At 50.5% G+C, this 21,845-nt stretch carries 17 protein-coding genes; 8 read left to right on the forward strand and 9 right to left on the reverse strand.

All coding sequences use genetic code 11. From position 1 onward, the window contains the following. Positions 1-4: 4 nt before the first annotated feature. The 6 genes from ACO08I_RS17335 to ACO08I_RS17360 all read right to left on the reverse strand — a co-directional run bounded on the left by ACO08I_RS17335 (position 5) and on the right by ACO08I_RS17360 (position 8,304). The gene (locus ACO08I_RS17335) at positions 5-613 is read right to left on the reverse strand and encodes an HNH endonuclease (RefSeq protein ID WP_421946596.1); all 609 of its coding nucleotides are present in this window, start codon (positions 611-613) and stop codon (positions 5-7) included. Further along, positions 606-1,256: a hypothetical protein gene (locus tag ACO08I_RS17340; RefSeq protein ID WP_421946597.1), complete on the reverse strand. Its 651-nt coding sequence runs from the start codon at positions 1,254-1,256 to the stop codon at positions 606-608. The genes ACO08I_RS17335 and ACO08I_RS17340 overlap by 8 nt, the downstream gene beginning before the upstream one ends. A gap of 5 nt (positions 1,257-1,261) precedes the next feature. Next, positions 1,262-3,868, reverse strand: a complete 2,607-nt coding sequence (locus tag ACO08I_RS17345; protein WP_421946598.1) for an ATP-binding protein — start codon at positions 3,866-3,868, stop codon at positions 1,262-1,264. Positions 3,869-3,874: 6 nt separating this feature from the next. Then, a complete protein-coding gene (locus ACO08I_RS17350; protein ID WP_421946599.1) occupies positions 3,875-4,111 on the reverse strand; it encodes a helix-turn-helix domain-containing protein in 237 nt (78 codons plus the stop codon). A gap of 1,076 nt (positions 4,112-5,187) precedes the next feature. Continuing rightward, complete coding sequence (locus ACO08I_RS17355) at positions 5,188-6,819, reverse strand: DUF1501 domain-containing protein (protein WP_421946600.1); 1,632 nt, start codon at positions 6,817-6,819, stop codon at positions 5,188-5,190. Between the two features lie 30 nt (positions 6,820-6,849). Beyond that, positions 6,850-8,304 (reverse strand): DUF1800 domain-containing protein, encoded by a 1,455-nt coding sequence (locus ACO08I_RS17360; protein WP_421946601.1) that lies wholly within the window; start codon positions 8,302-8,304, stop codon positions 6,850-6,852. A 242-nt stretch (positions 8,305-8,546) separates the two neighbouring features. Between ACO08I_RS17360 and ACO08I_RS17365 the strand changes: the two genes are divergently transcribed. Next, on the forward strand, positions 8,547-9,944 hold the full coding sequence (locus tag ACO08I_RS17365; RefSeq protein ID WP_421946602.1) for a vWA domain-containing protein: 1,398 nt from the start codon (positions 8,547-8,549) through the stop codon (positions 9,942-9,944). Positions 9,945-9,950: 6 nt separating this feature from the next. Here ACO08I_RS17365 and kynU read toward each other — a convergent pair whose 3' ends face one another. Further along, the gene (gene kynU / locus ACO08I_RS17370) at positions 9,951-11,243 is read right to left on the reverse strand and encodes a kynureninase (RefSeq protein WP_421946603.1); all 1,293 of its coding nucleotides are present in this window, start codon (positions 11,241-11,243) and stop codon (positions 9,951-9,953) included. Positions 11,244-11,541: 298 nt separating this feature from the next. On the opposite strand from kynU, the gene ACO08I_RS17375 reads away from it, so the two are divergent. From ACO08I_RS17375 to ACO08I_RS17405, 7 genes are all read left to right on the forward strand, one after another. Beyond that, a complete protein-coding gene (locus ACO08I_RS17375; protein ID WP_421946604.1) occupies positions 11,542-13,812 on the forward strand; it encodes a gliding motility-associated C-terminal domain-containing protein in 2,271 nt (756 codons plus the stop codon). A 15-nt stretch (positions 13,813-13,827) separates the two neighbouring features. Further along, a complete protein-coding gene (locus ACO08I_RS17380) occupies positions 13,828-14,844 on the forward strand; it encodes a hypothetical protein (RefSeq protein ID WP_421946605.1) in 1,017 nt (338 codons plus the stop codon). A 12-nt stretch (positions 14,845-14,856) separates the two neighbouring features. Next, positions 14,857-15,795, forward strand: coding sequence for a hypothetical protein (locus tag ACO08I_RS17385; protein WP_152604969.1), 939 nt, complete (start codon positions 14,857-14,859; stop codon positions 15,793-15,795). Positions 15,796-15,924: 129 nt separating this feature from the next. Further along, positions 15,925-17,115: an acyl-CoA dehydrogenase gene (locus tag ACO08I_RS17390; RefSeq protein ID WP_044218849.1), complete on the forward strand. Its 1,191-nt coding sequence runs from the start codon at positions 15,925-15,927 to the stop codon at positions 17,113-17,115. Between the two features lie 138 nt (positions 17,116-17,253). Beyond that, positions 17,254-18,384: a site-2 protease family protein gene (locus ACO08I_RS17395; RefSeq protein WP_282775055.1), complete on the forward strand. Its 1,131-nt coding sequence runs from the start codon at positions 17,254-17,256 to the stop codon at positions 18,382-18,384. Between the two features lie 38 nt (positions 18,385-18,422). After that, complete coding sequence (locus ACO08I_RS17400) at positions 18,423-20,054, forward strand: T9SS type A sorting domain-containing protein (RefSeq protein WP_421946606.1); 1,632 nt, start codon at positions 18,423-18,425, stop codon at positions 20,052-20,054. Beyond that, positions 20,051-20,761 (forward strand): hypothetical protein, encoded by a 711-nt coding sequence (locus ACO08I_RS17405; RefSeq protein WP_421946607.1) that lies wholly within the window; start codon positions 20,051-20,053, stop codon positions 20,759-20,761. Before ACO08I_RS17400 ends, ACO08I_RS17405 begins: the two co-directional genes overlap by 4 nt. A gap of 117 nt (positions 20,762-20,878) precedes the next feature. Here the strand turns inward: ACO08I_RS17405 and ACO08I_RS17410 are convergent, their stop codons facing one another. Together ACO08I_RS17410 and ACO08I_RS17415 are read right to left on the reverse strand one after the other, a co-directional pair. Next, positions 20,879-21,223: a DUF3024 domain-containing protein gene (locus ACO08I_RS17410; RefSeq protein ID WP_421946608.1), complete on the reverse strand. Its 345-nt coding sequence runs from the start codon at positions 21,221-21,223 to the stop codon at positions 20,879-20,881. 142 nt (positions 21,224-21,365) lie between these two features. Continuing rightward, positions 21,366-21,833 (reverse strand): YqhA family protein, encoded by a 468-nt coding sequence (locus ACO08I_RS17415; protein WP_044218867.1) that lies wholly within the window; start codon positions 21,831-21,833, stop codon positions 21,366-21,368. Positions 21,834-21,845 lie beyond the last annotated feature (12 nt).

Raw genomic sequence — 21,845 nt, forward strand, 5'->3', positions numbered from 1 at the left:
ACCTCTAGTTGTTCAGGGTTTTTCGATACTCGGTTAGATACTCCATAAACTTGTCAGAGATTTCTTTGCGTTGGTTAACGAGAATGTCCCGTTTAGCTTGTGGAATAGATGTATCTATTGCGAGTTGGTTTAACTGCTCCCATAGATTGAAAAGTTCTTCCAGTATGTGGATTAGTTCATGCCTTCTAAGGCCCAGGCAAAGCTGACGGTACATATACCTGGCAACGTCTGTAAGTGCAATAATTTTTCCATCATCATCTCTAGTAAAAGCTGCTATATATTCTGCCCCCCTCGGATGAATGTACCCTGATAAATTATCATCGCTCACAGGCTGGTTGTGGTGTTCGGTTACCCAATCATCTGACTTGTGATTGTTACAGTAAAAACATGAATAAATAAGGTTCTCATATATGCATTCGAAATCCGGAAACTTTTTTTTAGGAGCAAAATGGTCGATTTGCATCCCGCGTTTCCCACCTGCCCATGAATCGTGATCATTGCAATAACCGCATTTTTGATTGAAATCAGTTATCAACCAAGGTTTGTATGATCCATAAACCTTGTAAGTCTTTGTGCAAGTATTTCCAATGTCGTGCGTTCTGAAATCAGGCATCGGGGTCTTTTTTAAATTCTTTCAAAAGTTCCTTGGTCTCCGTAATCAATGTCTTGAGCGCTCCTAACTTTTCATCCGTTTTATGTTCGCTTTTGATGGCAGATTGGCGATCTACTGCTTCTTCCAGAATCATGTCTAATTCTATCATTCTAGCCTTCTCATCTTCGGACTTCTCGGCTTTTTCCTGAAGCCCAGCAAATTCCTCTTTGTATTTCTGTACCAAATCCCGATAGTACATGATATAATCGACTACCTCATTTTTAAGCTCTGTATCCCCAACATCATTGAGCAATGACTTTTCCAGAATGCTTTTCCGCTTTTCGGGAGGAAGAAAACTGCGAGCAGCATTCTTCATAAATGATGTCAGCATTACTACAGGAAGCAGAGGCTTGCGATCGGTGATTCTTTGCATCAGTGCGTCACCGTTTTCCAACACTGTAGCGTCCTTGTTCTTCAGGTAATAATCAACAATAACCATGTCAGGCTTGAGATCAATAATCTCATCAATGATCTGGCTCATGGTTTTACCACCAGGTTCAATGAACTTGACTTCAAATTCGTTCTCATATTCATCGAAGTACAACTCAAAGGCTTCTCGATCCTCAGCTTCTTCATCAATGTAGGCAAGCAGGTATTTATTCATGAGGTTTATATTTTTGAGTGTGGTATGCGTATTCTGATTTGAAATCCTTTTTCCGGTGTGGGAATATCAATCAAACCTCCGTAGTAGGCCACTGCTTCATTAAGCAACCACATGCCCAAGCCAGTGCCCACCGCTTCATCATTATTGTCTACTTTGGTGGTGTATCCTCTTTCAAGAATTTTATAGGAGTTCTTGATGTTTTTGGATAGGCCCGGGCCAGAATCGGAATAATCAATGTCTATGTAGTGCTGCCCATCGTCCTCTTCGTGAACTACGTCCACTTCGATTTTTATCTCACGTTTGCCAGCAAAACCTTTGCGATCAAACGCATCGAAGGAATTGATCAATAAATTATGGAAAATACTGTCTACATGAACGATGAATCCTTTAAGTTGCAATTCTTCTTCTGTTTGGGAAGTAATTGTCAAGTTGGTTTTTCGTGATTTCAGTACTTCCTTCCACACCACATCTTTAAACTCATCCAGGTATGTTTTGATGTTTATGGGTTTGGCGGAGCGTTTATCTTTGCGAACGGCCGCGAGAGCCAGATCAAGCCAATGAGCAATTCCAACATGTGCCTTTTTCAGTTTTGCTATATGATTGAACGGATTGTTTTTGGCGGGTAACCGCTCTTCCAATTCATCCCTGTCAAGTTCTTTGTCTAATGCTCTTTCCAGGTTGTTGGCGTTGCGAACCAACCTGTTTTTGAAGGAAGGGAACTCATGAGCAAAACTGGTCATTATAAGGCCCGTTGTGGCCAATGCGCTCAAAAGGCGCACCTGTTCCTGTGCGTCTTCCAGTTCGGTTTTGACTGCACTGAACGCTGTCTTGAAGGTATCCCTTTCGCCTTTTAGATCTTCCTCATCTTCTTCTTCGGGTCCATCATCGTTTTCTTCCGAAGAATCTGAAGTAGGTTCTTCGTCATCTTTAGTTTCCTCTTCCTCGTTATCCTTTTCTATTAACTCCTCAGCTTTCCGTTTCGCTTCTTCTTCCTTTTCCTTTTCGCGATTGAGTGCATCCATCTCACGCATCACCTCATGGCGATCTAATTCAAATTGGTGAATGATCTCAATGAGTAATTGCTTAAAAATAAAAAAGGTGTCGTTTTCCTGGAAACCTTCCCGGCTTGATTTGTCTTCAAAACTAAGATTGGCCAATCTGGAGATATTGACTACACCTGCCACCTGATTGGGTGCAACGCGCCATCCGGCTCCTTTTTTTGTAATACCCGCTGGACTTCGGGATTGCCGGTCTCCTAACAGAAGCCAATCAAAGGCTGTGTTGTTCGTTTCCCCATATGGTCTTACGCGGAAGTTGTCGCGAAATACCTTGATGCCCCCAAATTTTCGGAACCAATCTGAACGTTCGTTCCTGTTAAAGTTCCGGTAGGCAAAGCGTTCCTTGTCTTTTGGTTTAGCTGATTGCTTGATAAAGTAAAAGGTAAAATCAAATTCTTTCAATCGATCGGCTTCGTCAGAGTAGGTGCTATTTTCTAACCAGGGTAGCAATTCGTTTACCGAAGTTGAAATGCCATAATGGCCTTTTTTGAAGGTCGAAAAGTCGTAAGGATCACTTTTCATGGCCCTACGCTTGAAAAGGTCTTTGTCGATCTTGTTTACCTGAAATTCGTTGCGGTAAACTTCAATGTTGATCGTTTTATCACTGTTGACCTTTGCGAAAACTTTATAGTCATAATCTGCATATTCATCATTATCTACCTTCCCGTATGATTTTGGGTGGGTTTTGCTAAGCATTTCGATGTGAAACTTATGCTTACCGCCTGGTGGGGATAAGTTTTGCAGATTATCGAAAAGATTGTTTAGGTCCCTTTCAGTCCACCAGTCCCGCAATTCACGAATATGTAGTGTTGTGCCTTGTTTGAAATCGGCCTTACTCTTCTCAATGGCCTTTAACACACGAGGGCTTCTGGTAAGATTTACAACTTTGCTTTGATAATCCAGCCGCCTTATTGGTTCAAAATCGGCTGCAATTTCTCCAATCACCGCTCCTTCTTTTTCAAAATCTTCCCAATCAACCCTCCAGTCAAAACCAGTGGTTTCGCCTTTGGGGAGCGTAATCATGTGGCAATAGCTGCCAAGTCGATCAAGCGCAAAGCGACCAATACCTTTTGCTCCGGCTTTTACACGCCCTGACTTAGTGAATACGTCTGTGAGTTTGTTGTTGGTACCAATGGTCATCCAGTGGTTGTCAATAACTTCTTCGGTCATTCCCTCACCGCTATCGATGATAAATAAGCTGTTTTTGCTCTTTAGGAAAACCTCTAACTCCGAAATTACATCTGAAGAAGCCTCTTCGTTCAAGAGAAACTCGTTCTCTTCATCATTATATAGGTACGCCAACTCAAAGAATGAGGATTCGTTGCCTTCCTCATCCTTTTGGGTAGTGGCCTCGGCATATTTAGCATAGGTTTCAGCATCTAGTGCTTCGGGTATGGAATCGTGAACAATATCGAAGTACAAGATGCAAGCGGGTGAATCGGCATCATAACAGTTTTTCACCAATTCAATCAGTGCTCCATCTGCATTGGAAACGTTTTCCCTGCCGATGAGACGGGCAGTTCTGGCTGATACTTTGAATGGTTTTTTACCCATGCCGAATTAGTCGTTTTCTAGTTTAAGGTCTTTAAAAATCTCTTTGAACATTTCCCCTGGATCAATGTCAATTGCCAACGCTATGAGGTAGAGTTCTTCTGCTGTTAGTCGAGTAGATTTTTTTAGACTCAACTCACTAAGCCTTGATGAGCTAATGCCAGTTCTGCGCGAAATCTGCGTTTTGTTCACAGATGTCCTGTCTAACAACTTTCCAATTTCTGTTATTGTACAGAAATGTTTCATGCAAATTTAGTTAATCAGGATTTATTTTTGTTAATCGCGAAGTGGCTAAAATCAAGCTCTTTTGGTTTTATTGTTTTGGCTTCAGCGTTGGGGGGGAAATCAAATGTGCTTGATGTGCGTTGGCTTTTTAAATGGCATACAAGTTGTAAAAATACGAAACCAGGTAGCAATTTTGGGAAAGGGGGAATCTCACATTGATGACACCGATCCTGGCAATCCAGTGCCGCAGCACTAGCCTGCCCCGCTCTTATGCCCCTGCTCGCAATCCGTGCAAATCCGCGTAATCCGTCCAATCTGTGCTCCCTCACGCCACACAGGACAAAAGTACACTGATGGCACTGATCTTTGCAATCCAATGCCGCCACACAGACATGCCCCGCTCTTATGCTCCCGCTCGCAATCCGTGCAAATCCGCGTAATCCGTCCAATCTGTGCTCCCTCACGCCACACAGGACAAAAGTACACTGATGGCACTGATCTTTGCAATCCAATGCCGCCACACAGACATGCTCCGCTCTTATGCCCCTGCTCGCAATCCGTGCAAATCCGCGTAATCCGTGCAATCTGTGCTCCCTCACGCCACACAGGACAAAAGTACACTGATGGCACTGATCTTTGCAATCCAATGCCGCCACACAGACATGCCCCGCTCTTATGCTCCCGCTCGCAATCCGTGCAAATCCGCGTAATCCGTCCAATCTGTGCTCCCTCACGCCACACAGGACAAAAGTACACTGATGGCACTGATCTTTGCAATCCAATGCCGCCACACAGACATGCCCCGCTCTTATGCTCCCGCTCGCAATCCGTGCAAATCCGCGTAATCCGTCCAATCAGTGTTCCCTCATGCCACACAGGACAAAAGTACACTGATGCCACTGATCTTTGCAATCCAATGCCGCCACACAGACATGCCCCGCTCTTATGCCCCTGCTCGCAATCCGTGCAAATCCGCGTAATCCGTCTAATCTGTGCGCTCAATCTACCTCCGCGGTCTTCGCGTGAACCCTCTTCGCGACCTTTGCGTGAAAATAAGCCCGCACCCCCCCGCAATCCGTAATCCTGTGACTACCCCCTTACTGAGTCATCACAATCTTCCGGCTGTACGCCTGCCCCTGCACCTCAATACTGTACACGTAGTAGCCTGCCGCAATCTTTGCCCCAGCACTCTGAAATGTATGCTGATGCTGCCCTTTAGGCTGATAGCCCCGGAAAAGGGTGGTCACCGGCTGTCCCAGCATGTTGAAGATATGTACGGTCACATTGGCGCCTTTTGGCAATACGTAGTGGATGCCCACCTGGCTTCGCCCATCGTAGGAAGCCCAGTGTCTGAGTTGGTAAACGGGGGCTTCAAAGACCGGTACAGGTGAGCAGGTGAGCCCAAGGCCGGGCAAACGGTCAAAGTACCCGCCCATCACCTGATCAACGATGCCGGGGTCTACGCACAGCCAGTTTTCCAGGACAGAAGCATAGATCTGCCGGAAATCGGTGCCATACTTCAGGTTGCCGGCGTTGTCCACATCCTGCATATCGGGGTGGTCACCAAGGAAGCCATTGCCGTTTAGGCCGGGGCCGAAGAGCAGCAGGGGCGCTGCCGCACCGTGGTCGGTTCCATTGGAGGCATTTTGCTCAATGCGGCGGCCAAACTCTGAGAAGGTCATCGCCAGGACGTCTTTGGCACGGTCTGCGGTAGCCAGGTCATCGTAGAAGGCATTTACACTACTCGCCAGGTTGTTGAGGAGATTGGCGTGTTGGTTGGGCTGATTGGCGTGTGTGTCGAAACCATCGAGGGTAACCATATAAAGCTTGGTGCCCAGACCGCCCTTGATCAGCCGGGCCACGAGCGCCAGCTGATTACCTAACTGCCCTTCGTAGTCTGCATCATTGGTAGAGCTGTTATAGGTTTCGGAGATGATCTCGGCGTAGCGGAAGGTGTTATTGGCTACGGTACGCAGGTAGCTGATCTGCTCCCCAAAGTAGCATTCCGGTACATTGACCGGGTCGTAGAGTTCTCCGTCCTGAGCAATTTCGAGGAGGGTGTCGGGGTCTTCCACCTGTACGCTCATGTTGTTGCCATCGGTGTTGTCGAAGAGGAAGGTGCCGCTGCCGCCAATTTGTACCGCAGGGGGGATATCCGGTGGATTGGTGACAAAATCGGGGTATTGTCCTTCCAGGAAACGCCCCAGCCATCCGCTTGTGTCCACTACATCGCTATCGCTGGCCGTGGTCCAGATATCGGTTGAACGGAAATGAGAAAGGTTTTGGCCGGGGTAACCTACGCTGTTTACGACTTTCATCTGCCCGTCCTGCCACATCGGCTGCAGGTTGCTCATGAAGTTGGGCATGCCGAAGTCAGGGTCCAGGGTAGTCAGCTCTGCTTGAGGGATATGGATATTCGGCCGGGCCATCTGATAGGTGCCGTAGTCGAAAAGCGGGATGATGGTATTCAGGCCATCATTGCCCCCCTTGAAGCGGATGAGTACCAGGATACGGTCGCCGGTAGAGTTGGTCAGGCCCCAGGCCAGCGGAGAATTGGCCATCGCGGTAACAGGCGTTTGGCTGAGCATCATTGCCCCGCCGCTGAAAATGCCCAGGTTGCGCAGGAAGGTACGGCGGCTCCATGCCCGGTGATCGCGCTCGTGGGCTTCGCCGTGTTCGAGGGCACTGCCGTGGCGGCCCTTGTCTGTCGTTTTATGGTGGTCACACATGGTGTTGTTGTTTTGGTGGTTCGGAATGGATTAAGCGAGTTGGAATTCAGGCAAACGGAAAAGGTGCCGCAGCAAAATGGCAATCTGCTCATCGGCGGTATCCCAGTCCAGGTTCCATTCACCGGCATCAAAGTAGTTCTGCGGGACTTCCCACTTGAAAACCGTAGTGGCCCGGTCGTAAGCTTCCGGATTGCTCAGCCCGCCACTGATGAAATGATCAATGATGGAGGCCGTGACCTCATACGGGTCAATGGAATTGCCGCTTAAATCCTTAGCCAGCTGCACCAGCTCCGGCTTGTAGTCAAAGTAGTACCGCCCGACGATAAAGTCCAGGGACAGCCACCGTTCGGTCATGGTATTGGTGTCGATCCAGTCGCGGTTGCCCGGCCAGCCTTTTACATCCACCGGAGAGAGGATCTGCTGCCCCAGGTCATTGGCGAGATAGCCTATGATCTGCAGTACTTCACCATCAATGGGCACCCGGCTTTCTCTGATGATATTGAGAAAGAGCTCCACCGGGCTTTTGATGATCGTGCCGATCACGTACTCATCAAAGAAGTGTTCGCTTTTGAACAGTTGCCGGAATACCGGCGCGAGCTCGAAGTTATGATCTTTGAAGGTCTGCGCCAGCCCTGCCACTATGCCCTCGTCCACCTCAGGGTGCACAAAGGTGCGGTAGATTTTGGTGCAAATGTGCTGGGCGATTTCATCAGGGCGTTGCTCAAACAGGATGTCGTGAAGCTCGTCATAACCCCAGTTGCCCGTTTGTCCAAAGACCGTTTTGTCCGTATTGTCAAACAGGAAAGGCACAAAGTTGATCGGTGTGCAATAGGGTGGGCCATTCAGCCCGTTCCATCCGGTGAGTGCGCGGGAAGCTTCGGCAATATCGGTCTGCGTATACCCATTGTCCAGCCCCAGGGTAAAGAGCTCGAACAGCTCCCGTGCATAGTTTTCATTAGACTCAAAACGGGTGTTTTGCACGCCGTTGAGGTAGAGGAGCATCGCAGGCGTTTTGCCCATTTCCACCGTAAAGTCCTTGAAGTTGCCCAGGGCATGCTGCCGCAGCAGGGTGGTATATTGGTACATGTAAGAAGGGCACTGATAGCTGTTGAAGCTTGTCACAAAGTGGTTGTGCCAAAACAGCGCCAGCTTTTCCCGGAAGCCAAACTGCAGCATGCCGTTGAGCCATTCGGTCAGCCAGCCGATGACCTGCTCAAAGCGCTGGGTGTTAAAGTCATCGTAATCGGCGGTAGACCAGTTGGCCCATTCGGGCTCATCGGGAAGGGGGAGGTTGAGGGCTTCATTGATCAGGTTGTCGACCAGCGTCTCAGGGTCTTGCTGCAGCGCTCCCTCAATATCTTCGGGTGCAATGCCATGGCCCATTCGCCGGAAGAGGTGCTGTACCCGGGCTTTATTCCAGGGCTTATCGGCATTGGGCACAAAGGGCTCTAATGTACCGGTTGCACAATTCTCGGTTATCATCATAGCTAAAAGGGTTTTCAGGTTCGTAGAAAAGACGGTTGCCACCGCAGGAAAGTTACGCTACATGGAGGACAAACGGTCTTAAGCACGCTCCTTTGACGCAGGAACCTGCCCGGGGTTTAAAATGAGGAGGAATTTTTTAGTAGGCCTGATTCTGCGAACCCTATCAAAAGCATTCATCAGACAGTAGCCGAAAAGTTGTATTTTAGAGGCACCATACACTGATTTTCCCAAAACCCAGCCCCATGAAAACCCTTCTTCCAATCTTCACTATCCTGTTTGTTGCCCTGACCGCATTTGCTCAGGAAGCACCCGCCCCTATGCTGCTCATTTACGATGCCAGTGGCTCTATGTGGCAAAAACTTGGCGATGAGACCAAGAAAGTACTTGCCGCTGAAGCCCTTTCCTCTACTGTAGCGAATTTTTCAGCAGACCAGCCGGTCGCCCTTATGGCCTACGGGCATCGCGAAAAGGACAACTGCGATGATGTAGAGTGGCTGCTCGGCCTCGATAATACCTCTAAGGAGGAAGTGATCAAGTCCGTCCGCAGTTTGAACCCCACCGGGAAGACACCTCTGGCCCGTTCTGCACGCATGGCCCTCGATCAGCTCAGGGAGCAGCAGAAAACAGCCACACTCATCCTCATTACCGATGGCATTGAATCCTGTGACGGCGATTTGTGCCAGACTATAGCAGAGGCCCGGCTGGCGGGTATTGATTTCAAACTGCATATTGTCGGGTTTGGCATCAAAGAAGAAACGGCCGCCCTGCGGTGCGCTGCTGATGCCGGAGGCGGGCAGTACTTCGATGCTTCTGATGTGGATAAGCTTGCTGCGGCCCTTCAGGAGGCTACCCGGACCACTGTCGACAACCCCTCCGAAAACCTCTCCATTTTTGCCACCAAAAACGGGCAACCTGTTGATGCCTGGATTAAAGTATACCCATCGGATGGTGAAGAAGCAGTCGCCGGGGGGCGTACCTACCGGGATACCGCTCTGCTAGCCGTCCCTGCCGGGCGATTTAAAGTGGATGTCCGCCCACTGGAAAATACGGATATCAGAGGCACGAGCTTTGAGATTACGCTTTCAGCCGAGGAGCAACTGCACCGGACGGTCAGCTTTGACGCCGCCAAAATAAGTGTGACGACAACAGTCAATGGCGAACTCACCGATGGGATTGCCAGGGTTTATCCTGCAGACTTCAGCCAACCGGTTGCCAACGCCCGTACTTACGGCGGCACTAAAGTCATGGAAGTAGACCCGGGCACGTACCACATCACTTTTGAAGGGCTGAAGGTCAATGGGGCAGGGAAACTGGATACGATAAGGAATATCACGCTTGACGGCGGTGCCGCCCGGGAAATGGTGCATAACTTCGAGGCAGGCACGCTGGTCATCGGGGTGCAAACCCAAAGCGGAGAACTGATCGACGCAACGGTAAATGTAGTGGATAAAGCACTCCGGCAAAATATAGCAGGCAGCCGTACCTATACCAGCCCCGGCAGTAACCCCCGCACCTATGATTTGACCCCCGGGCTGTATGAAGTCAGGATCCGGACCCTCGGCGCGCATAGCGGGCAGGACGAAACGATAGAGGTTGAGATCAAGCCGCAAACAACCGTAGAGAAAATATTAACCTATTAAAAGCGCCTAAGCCACTCCCAGCAGCTCAACAAAGCGATAAACCTCCTCAAAGGTGTTGTAAAGTGGTGTAGGCGCTACCCGGATAACCCCCGCTTCACCCGGAGGCAGCTGCTTACCGCTAAGGTTGTCTTCCCGCCAGTCGGCAATGACGCCCTGCTCTGACAGTGTGTCAAATAGCTTTTGGCCCTCCTTTTCTGTGTAAATGGAAAGCTGACAGCCCCGCGCTTCCGGATTGGTAGGGGTGATGATACGAAAGCGCCCGGCAGGTAAACCCTGCAATAGCTTCTCCAGGTAGCCGGTAAGCTGTTCGCTCTTTTGTCGCAAGGCAGGCATGGTCGCTTCGTAGAAAATGTCCAGGCTGGCCTTGTGCACGGCAAAACTGAAAATCTGTGCATTGCTCAGCTGCCAGCCCGCTGCGCCCGGCATGGGATGAAAACCTTTGCGCATCAGAAACCGCTCGTTCTCATCGTGGCCCCACCAGCCGGCAAAGCGGGGCAGATCAGGGTTGTTTCCATGGCGCTCGTGCACGAAGGCACCGCTTGGTCCGCCGGGGCCGGAGTTGAGGTATTTGTAACTGCACCATACCGCGAAGTCAGCGCCCCAGTCATGGAGTTTCAGGTGGGCGTTGCCCGCAGCATGTGCCAGATCGAAACCGGCATAAGCCCCTGCCCGGTGCGCCGCTTCGGTAATAGCTTGCATATCAAAGAGCTGCCCGGTAAAGTAATTGACGCCACCAAAGAGGACCAGCGCGGTTTGTGCTCCATGCTCCTCAATTGTGGCGATAATATCTTCGGTGCGCAGGGTGTCTTCCCCGGTGCGGGGCTGCACTTCCACAATCGCTTCCTCCGGGCTAAAGCCGTGCCATTTCACCTGGCTTTCCACCGCGTACTGATCAGAGGGGAAAGCCCCGGCCTCCATAATGATTTTGAAACGGGTGGCGTCCGGCCGGTAAAAGCTTACCATCATGAGGTGCAGGTTGGTGGTCAGGGTGTTCATCACCACGACCTCTTCCGGCATGGCACCTACCACATGCGCGCTTTGCTCCGTCAGGAACTTGTGGTAATCCATCCAGGGCAAATCACCCCGGAAGTGCCCTTCCACGCCATGGGTTTTCCAATGCTCGAGTTCGTGCTTCAGTGCGGCTTCTGCTGTTTTGGGCTGTAGCCCCAGGGAGTTGCCACAGAGGTAGAGGCTATCCTGTCCGTTGTGCTGTGGAATGAAAAAGCGGTCGCGGAAGTGGCGCATTGGGTCGCGGGCATCCATTTCGCGGGCGTAGGCAAGAGTGGTGGCTTCGGGCATGAGGTTTTTTTGCAAAGATAAACAATGGGTAGAAACCCCTGCAAAGCAGCAGGAAAGGCTAACAAACTAAGAACAGGTGTAATATGTCCAGCGCTCTTTATCAAAAAACTAGCGCCGGATTCCCTTGGCATCTTATGGAAAAGTGATACCTTTACAGCCCGGCAGGGTATAAGCCCTGCCAGCGTCATAGTCTCCACACCCTCGCCCCGCACCGGGGAGCACCCTGAATTTAAAGACTGCCTGTCCCAATGCAGTAGCAAACTGCTATGGGTTGAAACGATGCCAGAAGGTTAAATTGATGAAGGACTACGACTTCTACCTGCTGAAATGCTATTGCGCTGTAGCGCTGCTACTCTGTGTCCCCGTTATTTTACCGGCACAGCCTATCATGCTGAGTGACTGCGGTCAACCCTACGTGGACCCGCAGGACGGCAATAACACGATGACGGCCCAAAACCGCGATACGTTACGCTATACCACTTACTTCGTGGAAACCCAGCAGCAGCAATCCTACATCGTGGATGTGAATGCCTTCGGCGGGCAGCAGGTGGACCGGGTGGAGGTGCAGGCGATTATGCCGGATAGTTCCCTCAAATCACTGGGCTCCCTCGCTTTTGGCAACTGCGTGGGCTGCCTTAACGGCTTCGCTCTGATCGACAACGATAGCCTTATCGTTTCAGAAGTCTCTGATGTCAACACCATGGAGATGTGGCTGCAGGCACTGGGGCAGCCTGCCTTTGCCCTGCCTGGTAATCTGCAGACGCTGAGCGGCGTGGGCCGGATTAGCGGGACAGCGCCTTTTTGCGCCATCGGGCTACAGGTACAGTACAGCGTGTACAGCGACCCTAATAATGCCTCTACCGAATTTTCCACCTACATCCACTGCCCGGAGCCGGTGAGCGATTGCAGCTTCAACCCTGTGGGCATACCCGATTGTAACGCCAATGCCATCTACTTCTTCGCCGGTGTGCCGGAAGGCTGCTTCGCGGATGATGCCACTATGGAGTGGACAGATGCTGCCGGTAATGTGGTGGGCAATGGGCTCATCACCAATCATCCGTTCGAAGGGAATCAGGGCTGGTACTACTTCACTGCGGTGGACGACTGTTGCACGGTCCGCGACTCCTTTCTGGTGACCGACCCTGAATTTGCAGATGCCGGCCCCGATGAAAGCCTTTGCAACGGTACTGACTTCTCCCTTGCCGGTACCGGTGGGCAGGGGCACTTCTGGACGCTCCCGGACGGGACCTCCACCACCGATTCTGTTTACCAAACGGCAGCTTTGAATCCGGATAATGAGGGCGCCTACATCCTACATGCCTTCAACGAAGACGGCTGCGAAGACCTCGACACCATGAACCTGCAGATTCTCCTGCCGCCCACACCTGAGGTGAGTGCTTCTGCCGCCTGCCTGGGCGATACGGTCTTCCTGCTTACGCAGAATGACAGCCTGTTCCAGAGCCTGCAGTGGGTCAACCCTTATCAGGTGCCGGTATCTTTCTCCTTTGTGACAGATTTTGAAGTGACGGATATCGGGGAGTATGGCCTCACGGCAACGGACCTGAATGGATGCAGTACCACAGTGCCGCTTTTTGTTACCGCCAACCCCCTGCCGGAGCCTGAGCTGATTATCGAAGAGACCTGCGATACGGCCTTTGCCTACTTTTACCCGCCGGAGCTGAGCTTTGAATGGCCCGGTGGCAGTGGCAATGAGCTGGCAACGGCAACCGGGGGCATCTACGCTGTTACCGTAACCGATTCTCTTGGCTGTGCACTGGACTGGCAGGTGGACATCCCCGAGCCCGATGGTCCGGAAGTGCAGCTTTTCATCGAACAGCCCGTCTGCCCCGGGGAGCTGGGCGAGGTGGAAATCGAGTTGCACAGTACCGAGCGGCAGGCAATTTTCTCCATTGACGGAGGCGAGAACTACACCCTTTCCCAACGCTTCAAAGACCTGAGCTACGGAGACTATCTGCTGGTCATCCGTGACCTGTTTGACTGTGTACAGGAATTCCCCATAACCATATCCCGGCCTGATACTTTGGGCGTCAGCCTGGACTACGAACCGATTGAAGTACGGCCGACAACGCCCATTTCCCTGACTGCCAATACCATCGGCGATGTGCAGCGCCTCCAATGGGTGCCCGAAGAAATTGATACCGGCCAGCCCACTACAGATTTCATTGCCACCCGAAATTTGGATATCCGGGTGATCGTGGAAGATGGCCGAGGCTGCCTGGCATCAGCTGCTCTGCCGCTCACAGTGGTGCTCGGCGAGGTCTACGGGCCAACCGCATTCTCACCCAATGGCGACGGCATCAACGACCGGCTTATTTTGTACAGCGACGGGGGCTCCGGTGAAATCGTGGAGCGCTTTCAGGTGTACGACCGCTGGGGCGGGCTGCTTTTTGAAGAAGAAGAAGTGCCCCTCAATGACCAAAGCTATGGCTGGGACGGCAACCGGCTGGTCGAGCCCATGAACACCGGCACTTACGCCTACTACGGCATTGTGCGCTACCCTAATGGCTTTCGGCGCATCGTCGAGGGCGAAGTCCACCTGATCCGATAAAACTGAAATGAAGTGATGAGTAAATTAGTAACCCAAATCTGTGGTCTTTGCCTCCTGTTGCTGCCGGGCTTGCTGCCTGCCCAGGCTTTTGAGTTTGGGATGGAGACCACCACGGGGATTTCCAATGCCAGTTTTCGGGGGGAGCTTTCGGAAATCGTTGGCTTTTCTGAGCTGGAGATTGCGGAGACTGAAGTGGACAGCGCTTTTGCCTTTTTTGACCTTAATGCGCCCCGCTGGCTGAAAAACCTCTTTCCTGGCCTGCGTATAGAAATCGAGCAGGAGCTGGAACGGCAGCAACGGCGAAATGTCCGGATGGCGCGCTTCTTCGTACGCTACAAATTCATTGGAGGTAGTGTGGCTGTTTCTGACCCCCGCTACATTGACCGGGCGGAGAGCAAAAAACTAAGTAATCAAGTCAAATCCGTACGATTGTCTTTGCGTGGCGACGCCGAAGCCCTGGCGGAACACCTCGCGCAGATGGCTTTGTCTGATGCCGGTCGGGCGCAGCCCTTTTTCCCCAACCGGTATGATGCGGAGGTGTACGTTCATTTCAAAAAGTTATTCCTGGGCGACCGTCCCCTCGTCGCTTTCGGGCGCAACGAGCAGATATCCATAGATGCCGAGCTGACCGGCGGGCTTCGGCTGACCGCTGACCCTTCGCCAATGGTTGACCTGGGCAATATCCTCTTCATTAGCGAAAAGCTGGACAGCCTGATGGAAGGCGGCCTGCTCGCACCGGTGGAAGACATCACCGATCAGGTCGCAGTAGCACTGCAAAATATTGTATTCGGAAAGTTCCGGGATCCGCGCACCATCCCTTCTCTGGGCTGGTTTGCCCGGGCCACCGTGCCGGTCAATTTTGGCGGAGGTTTCTCTGTTATTGGCGGCATAGAGGTGGCCCGAAGCCGGCATACCGTCGTAGAGGGGACGGACCCCATGCTGCAGATGTACGCGCACGTAGGCGTACGCTGGCGTACCGGTTTTGGCTGGAAGCAAAACAATGCACAACGATCCGCCCGGCGGCGGAAATAAACTCAATAGACTATGAGAAAAAATGTACTACTACTACTGATCTTCATGATACTGAGCCTGTCGGCTGCCTGGGCACAAGGCCGCGTAGGCGAGCACAGCACCCGCTACCTGCTGGTACTGGATGATGCACAACTGGATTTCGGCGTCAAGATGAACGCCGTATTTGCACTGGACGACCGGGCGCCTTTGTCCGCCAATCCCCACTTTCAGGCCATGTGGAACCTGGTCAAGCTGGGGGCCTCGCTCGAAGCCTTGCTGCAAGGCGCTGCCGAGCCGATGAGCGAGCTGGAAATGGGCGAGGAGTTCGGCCGCAATGGATACAACAAGACCGTGGCGACTTTCTTCCTTCGCTATAGCTTCGGGGAGTCTTCTGACCTGCAGCTACAGCCACAGTCTATCGAGATAGGTGCAAGCCCGGGTTACTTCCGGGAAGGCGGCAAGGGGATGAACCTCCACCTCGACTACCGGTACAGTTTTCTGAAAACCCGCTACGGTGCGGGCGGGGGCAGCCTCGACCGCCCCTTTGACTACGAAGTCTTCCTGGGGCTGCGTACCGGTTTTGACTGGAGCTTTCAGCGCTCCGAAAGTGAGGCTGGCTTTTTCCAGTTCCTCAATCAGGAAATTGAGCGGATTGCCCTGGAAAACGAATTTACAGCCACTCAGCTGATTGCACTGCAAGACCTTGCTGACGACAGCAAAGTGCTCCTTCCCGAAGATGTAGGCGGGAGGGCTTTCCACATCGGGCCCATTGCGGGTATTAGGTTGTCAAGGAAGCTTTTTTCGCACGGGCGCATTTTTGCGCATGGGCAAATTTTCTACGACCTGATGGATATGAGTCAGGGCCGGGAAGGGGAGGTCAACCGGCGTAGTCAACACCATGCAGCGGTACAGATGGGCATGGAATTCGCTATCGGTGGAGAAGGGCGCCGGACGAATAACAGTTTTTACTAAACACCAACAAAGGCGAGGCTTCAAAATTTTATTTTGTGCTGAAAATAGCGTATTTTCGCTAAGTACACATTAGTTATTTGCTAATATTTTGAGTGGTACACCGCCCTCAACTGAATAAACCAAGAAAATATGTTTTTTGAACTCACCGAAGAGCAACTGGCCGTTCAGGAAGCGGCACGCGAATTTGCCCAAAAAGAACTCAAGCCCGGCGTGATTGAGCGCGATTCCAAGCAGGAATACCCTACCGAGCAAGTCCGCAAAATGGGCGAGCTGGGTTTCCTGGGTATGATGGTATCGCCAGAGTACGGTGGCGGCGGCATGGACACGATGTCCTACGTGCTGGCCATGGAGGAAATTTCTAAGGTCGACAACTCCTGCTCGGTCATCATGTCGGTCAACAACTCTCTGGTCTGCTGGGGCATTGAAACCTACGGGACAGAAGCCCAAAAAGCAAAGTACCTGCCTAAACTGGCTACCGGCGAATGGATCGGTGCTTTCTGCCTCTCCGAGCCGGAAGCAGGCAGTGACGCCACGATGCAGCGCACCACGGCTGTGGACATGGGCGACCACTACGTACTCAATGGCACCAAAAACTGGATTACCAACGGTGGCACTTCCAAGCTGCACCTGGTAATGGCACAGACCGACCCGGAGAAAGGGCACCGCGGCATCAACTGCTTCATTGTCGAGACGGATTCGGAAGGCGTAGCGATTGGCGCCAAGGAAGATAAGCTGGGCATCCGTTCTTCTGACACCCACACCATCATGTACACCGATGTGAAGGTGCCTAAGGAAAACCGTATAGGCGAGGATGGCTTCGGCTTCAAGTTTGCGATGAAGACGCTGTCTGGCGGCCGGATCGGTATTGCTGCTCAGGCACTGGGTATTGCCGGTGGCGCTTACGAACTGGCGCTGAATTACTCCAGGGAACGCGAAGCCTTTGGCAAAGCGATCAGCAAGCATCAGGCGATTGCTTTCAAGCTGGCAGATATGGCTACCGAAATTGAGGCAGCCAAGCTGATGGTGTACCGTTCGGCCTGGCTCAAAGACAACAAAATGGACTACGACATGGCAAGCTCAATGGCTAAAATGTACGCCTCAGAAGTGGCCATGCGGCATACCGTAGAAGCGGTGCAGGTGCACGGTGGCTACGGCTTTGTGAAAGAGTACCATGTTGAGCGCCTGATGCGCGATGCAAAGATTACGCAAATCTACGAGGGTACTTCCGAGATACAGCGTGTGGTCATTTCCCGCAACATCCTGAAAGGGCAGCTCTACCTGCCAATCTTCCGGGACAGCATGCAGGAACAGGGCGTATAACAGCCTCCGGGCCCGCCAAAAAGGGATACAAAAGCATCTTCTCAGTATTGGGGAGGTGCTTTTGTTGATTCAGCCCAAAAACTAAGCCTCCCGTTTTTACGTTTGTAGATCACATTCATTCTTTACCTAACCTCACTCATGAAAGGCGTTGTCCAAATTGCGAAGTTCTTCGGCATACCGGTGCAGGTCCACTGGACCTTCCTGCTCATCTTCGTATGGGTACTGGCGAAAGGGTTGGGTGAAGCCTGGGACTGGGAGACGATGGCCTGGATGATGGGTTTTGTATTGGCCATCTTTGGGTGCGTGGTGCTGCATGAATTCGGGCATGCCCTCACGGCCCGCCGCTATGGCGTGGCCACCCGTGATATTATCCTGTCGCCCATCGGTGGTGTGGCGCGCCTGGACCGCCTGCCGGAAAATCCGGTACATGAGTTTATGGTGGCCGTGGCCGGGCCAATGGTCAATGTATTTATCGGATTGCTGCTTTCAGCTCAGCCCCTGCTGGCTTCCGAGGCAAGCCGGTCGAAGTTCTACAACTTCTTCATGAGCCTGGCTTATCCCAATTCCAATATCTTTTCGGTGGGCTTATCGCCCTGGGATTACTTCCTCTTTGGGCTGATTTTCCTGAACGGCATCCTGGCGGTCTTCAACATGGTGCCCGCCTTCCCTATGGATGGAGGCCGGGTGTTGCGGGCGCTGCTGTCCATCCGCCTGGGCCGCCTGAAGGCTACGCGGATTGCCACTTACGTCGGGCAGGTGTTAGCGGTGGGGCTGGTCGCCTTCGGGGTATGGCAGTTCAGTATCATCACGGCGGTGATCGGTATTTTCGTGTTTGTAATGGCTGCCAATGAATACAAAATGGTACGCTTCGATGGTATCCTCAGCAAACACGCGGTAGCCGATATCATGCGCCCGCAGTACACCCCCCTGTATACGGATCAGCCGCTCTCTGCTGCCTTTGACCTGATGCAGCATGGCACCGAGCGTCACTTCCTCGTATTCGATGAATGGCACAACCTGACTGGCACGCTAGGCGAGCGCCGGCTCGTCAAACTCGCCAAGGACAAAAAACTCGACCCTTCCTCGACCCCCCTCAGCAGCGTCATCCGCCCTTTCCCCGATGCCCTCCTTCCCACGGACCCGCTGGATGAAGCCTACGGTAAAGTATACTGGAAGGGCCGTGGTATCCTCCCGGTCTTCCATCAGGGCAAGCTGGTAGGTGTGGTGGATGAGAATGGGCTGTCGGGGTTGTTGAAGGTAAAGCGGTAGGGGGGGATTAACCCCTGTACTTCGCTAACTTCGCTTCTATGAATTTTACTTTTTCGGTTGACATCCCTTTATATTTCCATGGTGTTATCACGTTGATGGATGAAATTTATGACAGTGACTTTGGAACCTCTGCGTCATGTAATGTAAATGTAGCATGCGAACAAGGGATCGAATGGGATTGTCAAATTAGCTCAGTATGTAAAATAATTATCGGAGAAAGTTCATGTAGCGGGTCATTGATCAATAATGATTGTTGCGATTTGACTCCATATATTTTAACTGCTAATCATTGTTTTACCATTAGCGGAGTCGATCCCATAGACTGGAATTTTAGGTTTAATTACGAAAGTCCTGTATGTGATCCATCAGAGGAACCCAATCCATTACAGTGGGTTACTTATTTTGGTGCTACCATTGATGCTAGATGGGGAGACACTGATTTTTTATTGGTAGAATTGAATGATGCCTTAAATCAAGAAGATAATCTTTCATTTTCTGGTTGGGACAGGACAACAACACCTAATCATGGTGTTGTAACATGTATACATCATCCTGCTGGCGACGTCAAAAAAATATCAATTGATAATACACCTCCCGCAACTCAAGCATTTGATTGGTTTGTCGATGATTGGGATATTGGAACTACTGAAGGTGGAAGCTCAGGGGCTTCATTATTCGGTATTAACCAACGCATTATGGGTATTGATAGCCGAGGAGATGGACTTGAACCTTGCGATCCTAACAAAGGTACATTTTTCGGACGGTTTGATGTTTCGTGGGGAGGAAATGGAACGCCGAACTCAAGACTAATAGACTGGCTGGGAGCTTCTACAAATCCAAATACTATGGATTGTATGCAGCACCCTTTTATCGAAGGGCCAGAAGTATTATGCACTGATCCTGAAACTTATACCTTGATAAACAATATGCCTTGTGCCAAAACAGTCACTTGGCGAGTCGAACCAGCGAATTTATTTGCGTCACCGAGTAGTGGAAACGGAGTCACAGCTTCACTTTGGGGAAATAATACTTCTTCAGGGCCTGCAACTCTTATTTATACACTATCAGCCGAGGGATGTAACGATGCCGAAGTAGGGTACGATCTATTTGTTGGAAGGCCGTGCACTTTTGAATTACACTCATTTCCAACTGAAATATGTGTGGGCGAACAAGGGGAGACATTTTTAAACCTTTTTGAGGATTGCCTGGGTAATTATTCATCTATTGAATGGGATTTTTATGGAGCGATTTCAGGTTATGGGTACGATAACAAGGGAAGATATGCAGGCATAACAACAGGATATGGCTATGTCTGTGTTACGGTGACCAATGATTGTGGCTCAAAGGAGGTATGTGACCGAATTCTTGTTAAAGATTGTGGTGGTGGGTTTGGCTTTAGAAATTCCAGCTCAAAGTCAGGTGCAGCGGAATTTAAAGCGGATGTTTTTCCTAACCCAGCCAATGAGATTATTGAGGTAGCATGTTCGGGCTATGTACCTGGCACAAGAATAGCCGCCAGCCTGATTTCTACGGATGGAAAAGTGGTAAGAGAGCTTGAAGAATACTCCCAAAACTTCAAAGTAGATATGGCTGATTTGCCATCCGGACTTTACGTTCTGCAATTGAATACAGATGGAGTGATTTATCACGAAAAAATAGTGAAGCTATGAAAAAGATATTGTTGATTACAGGGTTAATACTCGTTTCAAAATTATTACATGGACAGTCTATAATTTTTGGCGATTGGATAGTAAGAACCAAATTTGGCATAGAAAAACACGATAAGCGATTGTTCGATTATGCTCTTAAAGAGCAATTACTGGCAGAGCAGTATGATAAGCAATGGGGTACTTACCAAATTGAATTACTATTACAGAGAATGATAATGGCTTCAGGTATTATAGGGGTCTATGGCGGGTTTGGTCTAAACTATGAAGTTGCTTCCTTCCGTAGACCTTTTGATCATAAGTACTTTATTGAAGGAGGTTCTGATGATATACTATTACTTCAAGACAGATACCATAAGGTAAAGGCACCGATAAATATCAATTCTTTTTTTAGAATGAGTGAACGCTTATCTGTCTCAGCTGAGATTGAATTGAATTGGCTAATTCAAAGAAGCATCATAGATTCAAGAGTAAGTAATGCTGGATTTCCATATACGGAAGCTAGGTTTGAATTGGATGATATCCAATTGAGGCTTGGAGTGAATTACAGGCTCGGCAAATTGATAGTAGGCCTGCATTCAAGGGTGGTCAACTTTCAGAAGATTGACAGGATTATCTTCAATCGTATTGTCAAAGACCCTAGAACGGACCAAACATGGGAATGGGACAATCCATTGCGTTTTGACTTGACAGTGGGGTATACATGGTGAAGAGAAGAATGAACTGGACATAACACGGCATAAAACGGCAAGTGGGGCTAAGCGCCCCACCTGCGTTTATGCTGGCCGGTGGTGAATATGTGGATTGTATCTATTCATTCATCTGGGTTATCCAAAAAAACAATGGTATTTATCCTCTTTAATCACCTCCAATAATTCCTGCAAATGTGTAGCAACGGGATAAGGTTCGTATGCCTCCCATTTTCCGCTGGCACGCATCCAGTACAAGTTCCATTCGCCACGTGATTTGTAATAGCGTATTTTGGCAAATTCGTGATGCAGTATATTCTCGGGTTTGTCCCATTGCGGACGAATTTCATAGAGTAAAGCAACGCTACCGTCCCAAGAATAGCCCATATCCAATTGCTTTCGAACTTCTATTTTTTTTGGGCGAATCTGCTCTATGAATACTTTTAGTATCCCATCATTAAGGTCTATCTCCTTTCCTTTCATAACGAATCATTAATCATTGACGGCTTATCAGAAACTATCCTCTTCACAATCCCTCTCATCAGTACAGGGCGAAGTAGTCTGCTATTGCACTTGTGCCATTTGCACCAGCCATACAGAGCCTTCAGGCGCTTTTGCACAAGTGCTAACTTTCTTTCTTCTGCTTGATGCTCAGGAAGTAGCTCAGCCCAATAATCACCAGCCCCAAAGCAACGCCATAACCCATAATATCGTCCTCCCCATTCCAGGTGACGACTTTGCCCATGAAGGAAATACTCATGACTAAAATCGCCACCGTAATGAGCATGACCTTGAGCTGATCCATGTTTTTGATGTTGATCCAGTCGGGCAGGCCGGCGATCGGTTTAAAGAAGAGCTCGTACAAGCCTACTGCTACAAGCAGGGCGGTGATGCCGAGCAGAAAAAAATCAACAATGCCCACCACAATTACGATGATGTCTTTTTCGGAGTGCTGATTCTGCAGGATACCGCCTGCCGCGTGTACTGTCTCTACCATACCGTACAGCATTACCGCAACGGATAAGGCAAAGATGCCCAGCAGCCCAATCGCTGCCAGGCCTTTTATGCAGTAAATGAGAAACCGATTGCCCATTTCTTTTTTCTG

This window comes from Phaeodactylibacter xiamenensis, from assembly GCF_965229835.1.
GTDB classification, from domain to species: Bacteria; Bacteroidota; Bacteroidia; order Chitinophagales; family Saprospiraceae; genus Phaeodactylibacter; species Phaeodactylibacter xiamenensis.